This is a genomic window from Variovorax sp. 01T432, from assembly GCF_056398605.1.
This window is the reverse complement of sequence record NZ_JBFTPS010000063.1, coordinates 26,723-37,434: the sequence shown is the minus strand read 5'-3', so window position 1 is coordinate 37,434 and position 10,712 is coordinate 26,723. Positions and strand designations below refer to the sequence as shown.

Annotated in this window: 10 protein-coding genes; 3 read left to right on the top strand and 7 right to left on the bottom strand. The window is 68.3% G+C overall.

Going from position 1 to position 10,712, the window contains the following annotated elements; all coding sequences use genetic code 11:
• The 3 genes from AC1DNF_RS30895 to AC1DNF_RS30885 all read right to left on the bottom strand — a co-directional run.
• The coding region (locus tag AC1DNF_RS30895; protein ID WP_478152479.1) for an aminotransferase class I/II-fold pyridoxal phosphate-dependent enzyme at positions 1 to 389 on the bottom strand (389 nt) is incomplete at its 3' end.
• Positions 390 to 457: 68 nt separating this feature from the next.
• The gene (locus tag AC1DNF_RS30890) at positions 458 to 1,387 is read right to left on the bottom strand and encodes a DMT family transporter (protein ID WP_478152478.1); all 930 of its coding nucleotides are present in this window, start codon (positions 1,385 to 1,387) and stop codon (positions 458 to 460) included.
• Complete coding sequence (locus tag AC1DNF_RS30885; protein WP_478152477.1) at positions 1,384 to 1,983, bottom strand: LysE family translocator; 600 nt, start codon at positions 1,981 to 1,983, stop codon at positions 1,384 to 1,386. The genes AC1DNF_RS30890 and AC1DNF_RS30885 overlap by 4 nt, the downstream gene beginning before the upstream one ends.
• 103 nt (positions 1,984 to 2,086) lie before the next feature.
• Here AC1DNF_RS30885 and AC1DNF_RS30880 point away from each other — a divergent pair, with 103 nt between their 5' ends.
• Entirely contained in the window at positions 2,087 to 3,505 is a 1,419-nt protein-coding gene (locus AC1DNF_RS30880) for an aminotransferase-like domain-containing protein (RefSeq protein ID WP_478152476.1), read from the top strand.
• 12 nt (positions 3,506 to 3,517) lie between these two features.
• Here AC1DNF_RS30880 and AC1DNF_RS30875 read toward each other — a convergent pair whose 3' ends face one another.
• From AC1DNF_RS30875 to AC1DNF_RS30865, 3 genes are read right to left on the bottom strand one after another with little or no spacing between them, the layout of a single operon-like run.
• Entirely contained in the window at positions 3,518 to 4,678 is a 1,161-nt protein-coding gene (locus tag AC1DNF_RS30875) for a DUF445 domain-containing protein (RefSeq protein ID WP_478152475.1), read from the bottom strand.
• 56 nt (positions 4,679 to 4,734) lie between these two features.
• Positions 4,735 to 5,943 (bottom strand): acetylornithine deacetylase, encoded by a 1,209-nt coding sequence (gene argE, locus AC1DNF_RS30870; RefSeq protein WP_478152474.1) that lies wholly within the window; start codon positions 5,941 to 5,943, stop codon positions 4,735 to 4,737.
• A gap of 52 nt (positions 5,944 to 5,995) precedes the next feature.
• The gene (locus AC1DNF_RS30865; protein ID WP_478152473.1) at positions 5,996 to 7,078 is read right to left on the bottom strand and encodes an NUDIX domain-containing protein; all 1,083 of its coding nucleotides are present in this window, start codon (positions 7,076 to 7,078) and stop codon (positions 5,996 to 5,998) included.
• Between the two features lie 134 nt (positions 7,079 to 7,212).
• On the opposite strand from AC1DNF_RS30865, the gene AC1DNF_RS30860 reads away from it, so the two are divergent.
• On the top strand, positions 7,213 to 8,436 hold the full coding sequence (locus AC1DNF_RS30860) for a M20 aminoacylase family protein (protein WP_478152472.1): 1,224 nt from the start codon (positions 7,213 to 7,215) through the stop codon (positions 8,434 to 8,436).
• Positions 8,433 to 9,527, top strand: a complete 1,095-nt coding sequence (locus AC1DNF_RS30855) for a M14 family metallopeptidase (protein WP_478152471.1) — start codon at positions 8,433 to 8,435, stop codon at positions 9,525 to 9,527. Before AC1DNF_RS30860 ends, AC1DNF_RS30855 begins: the two co-directional genes overlap by 4 nt.
• Here AC1DNF_RS30855 and AC1DNF_RS30850 read toward each other — a convergent pair whose 3' ends face one another.
• Positions 9,528 to 10,652 (bottom strand): ABC transporter substrate-binding protein, encoded by a 1,125-nt coding sequence (locus AC1DNF_RS30850; RefSeq protein ID WP_478152470.1) that lies wholly within the window; start codon positions 10,650 to 10,652, stop codon positions 9,528 to 9,530. It abuts the gene before it with no gap.
• Positions 10,653 to 10,712: the final 60 nt, after the last annotated feature.

The window sequence follows — 10,712 nt, the reverse complement described above, 5'->3', positions numbered from 1 at the left end:
GAGAAGGCCTGCAGCGCGCCCAGGTAGGTCGGTGTTTCCACCAGCACGCGGCTGCCCGGGTCGAGCAGCACCTTGGCGATCAGGTCCAGGCCCTGTTGCGAGCCGGTGGTGATGAGCACCTGCGCCGGGTCGACGGGCCAGGGCAGCATCGCGGCGACCGCCTCGCGCAGCGGGCCGTAGCCCTCGCTGGCGGCGTACTGCAGCGCGGCCTGGCCGTCGTTCTCGAGCACCTCGGCGCAGGCGGCGGCGAAGGCGCCGATGGGGAAGGTCTTGGGCGAGGGCAGGCCGCCCGCCAGGCTGATGATGCCGGGGCGCTCGGTGACCTTGAGGATTTCACGGATCACCGAAGGGTTCATCTTTTCGGCGCGGGCGGCGAGTTTCCAGTCCATTGTTTTCTCCTTGAATGCGCGATGTGTGTGAAGCGCGCGGTATGCGAATGATGCGAGTCTTCGAGTTGTTATCGGGGGGCCGCCGCGAGCACGGCGGGCATGCGGGGTTGCGAGAGCTTCTTGCCGGCGACCACCGTGGCCACCACCGCTCCCGCGAAGCCGAGCGTGACGATGTCGATCGGCTCGCCCAGTATCGGCACCGCGGCGAGGATCGAAAGAAAAGGCTGCAGCAGCTGGGTCTGGCTCACGCGCAGCGCGCCGCCCATCGCCAGGCCGCGGTACCAGGCGAAGAAGCCCATCCACATCGAGAACACGCCGACGTAGACAAGGCCGACCCAGGCGGAGGTGGCGACCGGCTGCTGCGGCCACAGCCACAGCGCGCCCGGCAGCGTGACAGGCAGGGCCATCACGCAGACCCAGCAGATGACCCGTTCCGCCCCCAGCGAGGGCGTGACCTGCGCGCCGTAGATATAGCCCAGCGAGGCAGCGAAGACCGCGCCCACCAGCAGCAGGTCGGCCCACGCGAAGCCGAAGGCGGCGCCGTGGCTGCCCGCGCGCAGCAGCGAGAACACAATCACCAGGACACTGCCCGCGATGGCGCACAGCCAGAATCCCAGCCGCGCGCGCTGGTGCAGCACCCAGGCGGCGCAGGCGGCCGTCACCAGCGGCAGCAGGGCGGTGATCACGGCGGCGTGGCTCGCGTTCACCACGCGCAGGGCATATCCCAGCAGCAGCGGGTAGCCGATCGCATTGCCGAGCACGGCCATGCCCAGCGGCTTCCATTGGTGGCGCTTCGGCACGGGCGCCCGCGTGAGCAGCAGGAAGATCACCGACAGCACCCCCGCCAGTGCCGCGCGGCCCAGCGTCACGAACCAGGGCGACAGTTGCGGCGCTGCCTGCGTGCCAGTGGCCAGGCGCGTCATCGGCAGCGTGACCGCGAAGAAGACGACGCCCAGAACGCCGAGCCACATGCCGAGGGTTTCGTCCTTGATCTTCATACGCTGAGCATCCACCAGGCTGTGAGTGTCAGCACGGCCGCCATGGCGCGGTTGAACCAGCGCAGGCGCTGCCCTTGCGCCAGCCAGTTGCGCAGCAGGGCGCCAGCCAGCGCGTAGGTGAAATTGCTCGCGAAGGCGTAGACCAGCATCACCGGCGCCACGATCGCGAAACGCCGCCACGCATCGGGCTGCCCCGCGATCCAGCCCGCCACCAGCGTCAACGCCAGCAGCCACGCCTTGATGTTGAGGAACTGCAGCATCACGCCCTGCCTGAAGCTGACCGACATGCGTCGGGTATCGGCATGCCCCAGGGTCGCGCTGCCACTGAGCTTCCACGCGAGCCACAGCAGATAGGCGACGCCCAGCGCCTTGATCACCCAGCGCAGTGTCGGCACGGCCACCACCAGTGCGCCGACACCGGCCGCGCACAGCATCAGCAGCAGGGTCCAGCCCACCGGCACCGCGACGACGAAACGCATGGCCCGGGACAGGCCGCCGTTCGCTCCGAGCGCGGTTGCCAGGGTGGTGTTGGGACCGGGCGAGAAACTCATCGCGGTGGCCAACACCAGCAGCGCGGTGAAATCTTGCCAGTTCATGGGACACACTTTAAACTGAGGACCATTACAGTACCGGTACAGATATTCGAACATGAGGCGAGCCTGTACTGGTTCCCCCATCGACACAGAACGGAAAGCGCGCATGCTGACACGGACTTCCACCCAGTCGTTGACGGGGCAGTTGGCGGACCGATTCGCCGACCGCATCCGCACGCGCCTGCTGGCGCCCGGCGCGCGCCTGCCCTCGGTGCGCGAATGCGCGCGGCAGCAGGGCGTGAGCCCGCACACGGTGGTGGCGGCCTACGACCAGCTGCTGGCGCAGGGCCTGGTCGAGGCGCGGCGCCAGCGTGGGTTCTATGTGCGCGATTCGGTCGCGGCGAACGCGGACCCCGCGCAGTCGTCCTCGGGCCATGTGCCGTATGCACAGCCGGTGGCCGCCGATGCGAGCAGCCTGATCCGCGGCATGTTCTACCGCCCCAGCGACAAGCCGCAGCCCGGCATGGGCGTGTTTCCACCCGAATGGATGGAGTCGAACTTCATGCCGGCCGCGGTGCGCCGCATGACCAGCGGCAAGGCCTTGCAGGAGCTTTCGCTGCAGTACGGCGAACCCGCGGGCGACAGCGGCCTGCGCCGCAGCCTGGCGACCAAGCTGGCCAGCATCAACGTGCCGGCCGGCCCGGAGCAGATCGTGACCACCGTCGGCGCGACGCATGCGCTCGACATCGTGAGCCGGACCATGCTGCGCCCCGGCGACCCGGTCATGGTCGAGGAGCCCGGCTGGGCGCTGGAGTTCGCGCGCCTGGAAGCGCTGGGCATGCGCATCCTGCCGGTGCCGCGCCGGGCCGATGGTCCGGACCTGGAGGTGATGGAGCGCTACTGCAACGCCGGCGACGGCCGCAAGCCCAAGCTCTTCGTGAGCGTGAGCGTGCTGCACAACCCGACCGGCTACAGCCTCGCGCCGGGCAGCGCGCACCGCGTGCTGCAGCTGGCCAACAAGCACGACTTCCACATCGTCGAGGACGATACCTACAGCCACCTCGCGCCGGAGCATGCCACGCGGCTCAGTGCGCTCGACGGCTTGCAGCGCACGATCTACGTGAGCGGTTTCGCGAAGATCCTGGCGCCGAACTGGCGCATCGGTTTTCTCGCGGCTTCGCCGGCACTGGTCGGCCGGATGCTCGAGACCAAGCTGCTCACGACGCTGACCACGCCCGCCCTCTTCGAGCGGGCGCTGGCATGGTGCATCGACCAGGGGCAGCTGCGCCGGCATGCCGACCGGGTGCGCTTGCGGCTGGATGCGGCGCGCGGGCGCACCGTGAAGCTGGCGCTGGCGGCCGGCTGCACGCTGGCTTCGGAGCCCGCCGGCCTGTTCGGATGGGTCGACACCGGCGTCGATACGGATGCCCTGACGCAGCGCATGCTCGACGAGGGCTATCTGCTCGCGCCGGGTTCGCTGTTTCATGCGCGGCGGCCGCCCAGCACCCTCATGCGCATCAACTTCGCGACCGCGCAGGACGCGACCTTCTGGAAGGTGTTCGCGAAGCTCCGGGACCGCGGCTGATTCGGTCGCCCGCTACTTCCAGGCCTGCGTGGCCGCATGAATCGCAAGGCCCATCAGCCCGCCGACCAGGGTCCCGTTGATCCGGATGAACTGCAGGTCACGTCCGATATGCCGTTCGAGTTCCAGCGTCATCTCGTCGGCATTCCATTGCGACACCCGGTCCACGATGTAGCGCCGGATGTCCTCGCGGTAGCGCTCGATGGCCCGGGGCGCGGCATCCACGATCTGGTCGTTGATCCAGCGCCGCATCGCTTCGTCGCTCTCCAGCCGCGCGCCCAGCGCCGCGGCCATCCGCACGATCCGCTGCCGAATCGCTGAATCGCTCTTCGCGAGATCGTCGTGCAGCCAGGCCAGCAGTTCGCTCCACAAGCCATGCAGGTAGTCCCCGAGTGCGGGATGCGCCTGCAGCTGCGCGCGAATGGCCTCGCCCCGGCGACGGAATTCCGGGTCGGTCTTGAGGCGCTCGACGAATTCCGCCATGAAGGCATCGAAACGCAGCCTCAGCGGGTGCGCGGGTTCGGACGCCATCTCGCCGATCGTGCTGGCCACGGCGGCCACGATCTTTCGCGTCGCCAGCCTGGCCGCCACCTGGTCCAGGCCGACGTAGCGCAGGGCCTTGACCTCGCGCGCGATCGCCTCGGTGATGCGCGCCTGCACCTCGTCGCCCTCGACCACGCTGGCGACTTGTGCCAATACGGCGTCGAGCAGGGCCTGATGCCGTCCGTCGGCGGTCAGCGCATCGAGCGCCTGGCCGGCCAGGCGCGAGAAGTCGAGCTGCGCCAGCCCGGCGGCGGCCATGCGACCGAGGAAATCGCGCACGCGCGTGTCATCGAAGGCCGCCAGCCCGTAGCGCGTGGCCGCCACCAGATGGTCGCCGAGCTTGTCCGCGTGTTCCGGCTGCGAAAGCCAGTGGGCCAGGCGCGCGGCCGGATCGAGCTGCGCGAGCTTGGCGAGCACCTGCGAAGTGCTCAGGAAGTTGTTGCAGATGAAGCCGGCAAGCTTGGCGCCGATGCGATCCTTGTTGGCCGGGATGATCGCGGTGTGCGGTATCGGCAGGCCCAGCGGATGGCGGAACAGCGCCACCACGGCGAACCAGTCGGCCATCGCCCCCACCATGGCGGCCTCCGCGAATGCGGCCACGTAGCCCCAGGCCGGATGCCGCGAAGCGAGCACCGTCGCCGCCGCATAGAGCAGGGCGGCGGCCAGCAGCAGGCCGAGGGCGACGCGCTTCAGCGAATTTCCTTCGTGTGCGCGAGCCCTCGCAGAAACTGCTCGCAGCGGGCCAGTTGCTCCAGCGTCACGTACTCGTCGGGCTGGTGCGCCTGCGTGATGCTGCCGGGGCCGCACACCACGGTCGGGATGCCCGCGTTCTTGAAGATGCCGGCCTCGGTGCCGAACGCCACCAGCGTGGTGCGCGGCTCGTTGGCCAGCCGCTGCGCGAGCCGCGTCACCGGGTCGTTGGCCGAACCCAGGAAGCTCGGGACCTCGCAGATGGTCTCGAAGCGAAAGCCGGCGTCCGGCGCGACCTTCTTCATGGCCGGCTCCGCGCGGCTCGCGTAGCTCACGATCTCCTTCTGCATCAGCAGCGCGTCCGCGGTCGGCAGGTTGCGGAATTCATAGCGGAACTCGGCGTCGCGCGGCACCACGTTATCCGCGATGCCGCCGTGGAACTGGCCCACGCTCGCGGTGCTGAAGGGCACGTCGAACCCCGCAAAGCGAGGCTCGTCGCGTTCGAAGCCCTCGGCCATGTCGCGCAGCTTGCCGACCACGCGCGCCGCCATCTCGATCGCGTTGACCGACTGCGGCGTGAGCGAGGAATGCGCCTCCTTGCCGCGCACGCAGCACTTGTAGCGGTAGACGCCCTTGTGCGCGATGGCCGGCACCATCAGCGTGGGCTCGCCGACGATGCAGGCCAGCGGCTTGATGTCCTGGTCCTTCATGTCGGCGATCATTTCCTTCACGCCGAAGCAGCCGACCTCTTCGTCGTAGCTGAAGGCGAAGTGCACCGCGAAGGGCGAGTCGCTCTCGATGAAGCGCTCGGCATTGGCCAGCGCCAGCGCGATGAAGCTCTTCATGTCGGCCGAGCCGCGCCCGTAGAGGCGGGGTTCGGCGATCACGCTTTCGTCGTCCTCGCCATCCTGGGGCCAGTCCTGCACGATGGCCGAGAGCGGGTCGACGCTCCAGTTCTGCCCGTCCCAGGGCACCGTGTCGGTGTGGCCCGACAGGATGATCCCGGCCTTCTTGCCCGCGCCGAGGGTGGCGAACAGGTTGGCCTTGGTCTTGTCGGCGTTGTAGGTGAGCCGGCTGCGAATGCCCAGCCCCGCGAGATGGTCGCGCGCGAAGGCGATCAACTCCAGGTTGCTGTTGGCGCTGACGGTGTTCATGCGCACGAGCGTCTGCGCGAATTCGAGGCTCCGGGGGGAAAGCACGAGTGACATCCGGGTCATTGTCCTGGATGTCAGGGAAACAGGTTTCGAGGCCGTGCCGCCGTCATGCGATGAGCAGCGCCGGTTGCAGGCCGAGAAAGTGTTCGAGCATCTGGAAATGGTCGTCGAGGAACTGGTCTTCCCTGGCGCAGATGGCGGCAATGGGCGTCCATTCGACGGCTTCCGCATCGTCGTCCGCCCGTACTTGGGGAAGCTCCCGGTCGCCCAGGTCGAAGAAGTAGCCATGCGTGATCGTGCGACCGCGTTGGCTGCGATCGGGGTGGTCGAAGACTTCGGCCGCCGCGAGACAGGCGCGCAGCTCGGCGGATGGCAGATCCAGGTGGGTCTCTTCCTCGAGTTCGCGCAAGGCAGCCTGTTGCGTGGTCTCCCGCTGTTCGAGGAAGCCGCCGGGTACGGCGTAGAGCCCTTTTCCGGGAGCCTGGCCGCGGCGGATGAGGAGTACGCGGTCGCGGCATTTCACGACGCAGTCGACGGTCACGAGCACCGGCGGATAGGGCGCCGCGGCCCAGGAGGCCTCGTACTGCTTCATCGCCGTCCATTCCGCCACCAGGGTGCCGAAGCGAGGCTGCGCAACCCAGCTGCGCAGGAACTCGATGGTGCCGTGCGGGACCGAATCCGCGAGCGCATCGGCCACGGCATCGGCCGTGCGCGGCGTGGCGCCGAAAAGCCGATCGCGCACCGTCCTGGCGCCGGCGGTGTGCACGCGCGCTGCCGAATGCAGGGTCCAGCCGCCGAATCCTCCCAGGTAGTCGCGGGTCGCATCCTTCGCGTGGCCGATCAGCGCCCTGGATGAGGACGGCGCCACACCGCGCCTGGCAAGCACCGCATCGACGGATTGCCGAAGCTCCGCGAACCAGCGAGCCTCGTCGAAATGGTCACGCACCGGAACGAACAGCACGCGCTCGCGCTCGGACGGGGATAGCGAGAGCCGGATCATCTGCGCGCGTTCTTCCCAGCTGAAAGGGTTCTTCGGCGAGCGCGCCTGGCAGGCTGAGCCGATCACGGCAACAACGAGCGGGGCCGCCGCGAGGGCTTGATGGATCAGGGCACGATGGGCATTGTGAAAGGGTTGGAAGCGGCCAATGACAACGGCGGCTTCGTGCCCGGGTGCGGGGTATGCGGTCATGGTGTTGCGGCGGGCGCGCGCGCTGTGGCTGTGGGAATGATGCCGCTCGCGACAGGCGCGACGGCCGAAAGGGTCCATTCGAGATGGGAGGCACGATCTTTGCGGGCACTGTCCGCAAAGTCTAGACTGTGCCCATGAAACTCATCGATTCCCTCGTCACGCAGGCGGCAGGCATCGCCGCCGTGCGACGTGACATCCACGCGCATCCCGAACTCTGCTTCGAAGAAGTCCGTACCGCCGACGTCGTCGCGGCCAAGCTCACCGAGTGGGGGATTCCGATCCACCGCGGCCTCGGCACCACGGGCGTGGTCGGCATCGTCAAGAACGGCACCAGCGGCCGGGCCGTGGGCTTGCGTGCCGACATGGACGCGCTGCCCGTCACCGAGCTCAACACCTTCGAGCACGCGAGCAAGCACCACGGAAAGATGCATGCCTGCGGCCACGACGGCCACACGGCGATGCTGCTGGCGGCGGCGCAGCACCTCGCGAAGCACCGCAACTTTGACGGCACGGTCTACCTGATCTTCCAGCCCGCCGAAGAGGGCGGCGGCGGCGCCCGCGAGATGGTCAAGGAAGGGCTCTTCGAGCGCTTCCCGATGGAGGCCGTCTTCGGCATGCACAACTGGCCCGGCATGAAGGCCGGCCAGTTCGCGGTCAGTCCCGGCCCGGCCATGGCGTCGAGCAACGAGTTCACCATCACCATTCGCGGCAAGGGCGGCCATGCCGCGCTGCCGCACACCGGCATCGACCCGGTGCCGGTAGCCTGCGAGATGGTGCAGGCCTTCCAGACCATCATCACGCGCAACAAGAAGCCGACCGACGCCGGCGTCGTCTCGGTCACAATGATCCACGCTGGCGAGGCCACCAACGTGATCCCCGACACCTGCGAACTGCGCGGCACGGTGCGCACTTTCACGCTCGAGGTGCTCGACCTGATCGAGGCACGCATGAAGAAGATCGCGGAGCACGTCAGCGCGGCCCACGATGCGGAGTGCGACTTCTACTTCCATCGCAACTACCCGCCGACCATCAACTCGGCCGATGAGGCGAACTTCGCGCGCCGCGTGATGGCCGGCATCGTCGGCGCCGAGAACGTGCTGGTGCAGGAGCCGGCCATGACGGCCGAGGACTTCGCCTTCATGCTGCTGGCCAAGCCGGGCGCCTACGCCTTCATCGGCAATGGCGACGGCGGCCATCGCGACCTGCACCACGGCGGCGGGCCGTGCATGCTGCACAACGCCAGCTACGATTTCAACGACGACCTGATCCCGCTCGGCGCCACCTGCTGGGTGCGGCTGGCCGAGGAGTTCCTCAACAGCCCGCCGCTGGGCTCCCCCTCCAGGGGGGTGGCGGCATGATCGGCGTCGGCGAGGCCTTCGCTCCCCGCTACGCGCAAGCGCGGCAGAAGTTTCTCCAGGCCTGCGCGAGCGCCGGGCTTGCGGTCCGCTCGCATGTTCATCCGCACAAGGGCCGCGATGGCGAAGAACTCGCGATGGACGTGGCCCTCGACGGCGACGCCGCCGCCGAGCGCCTGCTCATCGTGACCAGCGCCTGCCATGGCGTGGAAGGCCATTGCGGCAGCGGCGTGCAGGCCTTCGCGCTGCATGACGCCGAGTGGCGGGAGAAGGCACGCGCCCAGGGCGTGGCGGTGCTCTACGTGCACGCGCTCAACCCCTACGGCTTTTCGCACAGCCGGCGCGTGACGCAGGAGAACGTCGACCTCAACCGCAACTTCCTGGACTTCTCGCAGGAACTGCCGGTCAACACGGCTTACGCCGGGCTGCACGCGCTGCTGCTGCCCGACGAATGGCCGCCCAGCGCGCAGAACCAGGCCGAGATCTCGGCGTGGATCGCGGCGCAGGGCCCGGGCGCCTACCAGGCGGCGGTCACGGGCGGCCAGTACCAGTTCGAGGACGGCCTGTTCTTCGGCGGCAAGGCGCCGACCTGGAGCAACCAGACCTTTCGCGAGGTGCTGGGCACGTACGGGCGCAGCGCTCGCCGGATCGCCTGGATCGACTTTCACACCGGCCTGGGGCCCAACGGCATCGGCGAGCGGATCTTCTCCTGCAGGGACGACAAGGCTGCCTATGCGCGTGCCAATGCATGGTGGGGCACGCCCGCGGCGCCGGTGACCTCGATCTACGACGGCTCGTCGACTTCGGCCTTCCTGACCGGGCTCATGTGCAGCGCCATTTACGAGGAATGCGCCCAGGCCGAGTACACCGGCATCGCGCTGGAATACGGTACCCTGCCGATCCTGGAAGTCACCGGCGCGCTGCGCGCCGACCACTGGCTGCACAAGCATCCGGAAGCGTCGGCCGAAATGGCCGAGGCGATCCGCTCGCGCATGCTGGAGGCGTTCTACACCGACACCGATGCCTGGCGAGGCCAGATCATCAGCCAGGCCCGGCAGGCGATGTTCCAGGGGGTGGACGGGTTGTCCGCCTGATCAGGTCCGGATGCGGCCGTCGCCGGTGATCATCGACAGCTCGACGAATTTCGAGGCCACGTGGTTCTTCGGCGAGAAGGAAACTTCGAAGCCGCCGAACTGCTGGCGGTCGATGCTTTCCAGGCCGGCGATCAGTCCCTCGCGCGAGGCCTTGCCCGTAGCGCGGCGCAGGCCCTCGGTCAGCACCTTGGCGGCCAGGTAGCCCTCCATGCTCGAGAAGTTGGCCTTGGTCGCGCCGCCGGCCTTGCGCGCGGCATCGGTGAACTCGCGCGTGATGGCGTTGGCCGGGGTGTACGGGGAGGGCACCACCTGCGTGACCACCACGCCGGCACCGTCCTTGCCCAACTCGTCGGACAGCGCCTGCGTGCCCACGAAGGACACATTGAAGAAGGTGCCGCCGTAGCCCGCCTTGCGCGCCTCGCGAATGAAGGCCGCGCAGGACTTGTAGGCGCTGACCTGGACCACCGCATCCGGCCTCGCCGCCACGATGGCCTTGACCGCCGCGGCCACGTCCACCGAATTGCGCTCGACCGTGGCCAGCGCCGTCGGCTTCAGGTTCAGCTGCGACAAGGCCAGCGTCACGCCGTCGAGGCCGGCCTTGCCATAGGCGTCGTTCTGGTAGAACACCGCGATCTTCTTCAGGTCCAGGTTGGTGAGCTGCCGCACGATCAACGCGGTCTCGTCGTTGTACGAGGCGCGCAGGTGGAACACGTTCTTGTGAAAGGGCTCGCGTAATGCCATGGCACCGGTGAAGGGTGCGATGAAGGGGATCTTCGCGTTCACCGCCATCGGCAGGGCCGCCAGGCAGGTGGGCGTGCCGATGTAGCCGAAGAGCGCGAACGCGTCGTCGTCGATCAGCTTGCGGGTGTTGGAGGCGCAGCGATCCGGCTCGTAGCCGTCGTCCAGGAATTTGATCTGCACGTCGCGCCCGCCGGACTGCGCGTTGTACTGGTCGAGGTAGAGCTTGGCACCCTTGTAGAACTGGATGCCGAGCTCCGCCGCCGGTCCGCTGAACGGGGCTGACTGCCCGAGCACAAGCGGCGTCTCGCTCTGTGCCCGCGCCCATTGGAAGCCGCCCAGTGCGGCGGCGCCCGCCCCGACTGAAAAGTGCCTGCGATTGATCATCGTGAAAACCCCTCAGCGCGCAGCGAATGCGCACAACTTAGACTCGGCCGTTGGCATTGC

Bases quoted from the DNA above. Each gene is read 5' to 3' on its own strand.
- AC1DNF_RS30885 (WP_478152477.1), bottom strand. From the start codon at position 1,983: ATGAACTGGCAAGATTTCACCGCGCTGCTGGTGTTGGCCACCGCGATG.
- AC1DNF_RS30880 (WP_478152476.1), top strand. From the start codon at position 2,087: ATGCTGACACGGACTTCCACCCAGTCGTTGACGGGGCAGTTGGCGGAC.
- AC1DNF_RS30855 (WP_478152471.1), top strand. From the start codon at position 8,433: ATGATCGGCGTCGGCGAGGCCTTCGCTCCCCGCTACGCGCAAGCGCGG.
- argE (WP_478152474.1), bottom strand. From the start codon at position 5,943: ATGTCACTCGTGCTTTCCCCCCGGAGCCTCGAATTCGCGCAGACGCTC.
- AC1DNF_RS30850 (WP_478152470.1), bottom strand. From the start codon at position 10,652: ATGATCAATCGCAGGCACTTTTCAGTCGGGGCGGGCGCCGCCGCACTG.
- AC1DNF_RS30865 (WP_478152473.1), bottom strand. From the start codon at position 7,078: ATGACCGCATACCCCGCACCCGGGCACGAAGCCGCCGTTGTCATTGGC.
- AC1DNF_RS30890 (WP_478152478.1), bottom strand. From the start codon at position 1,387: ATGAAGATCAAGGACGAAACCCTCGGCATGTGGCTCGGCGTTCTGGGC.
- AC1DNF_RS30860 (WP_478152472.1), top strand. From the start codon at position 7,213: ATGAAACTCATCGATTCCCTCGTCACGCAGGCGGCAGGCATCGCCGCC.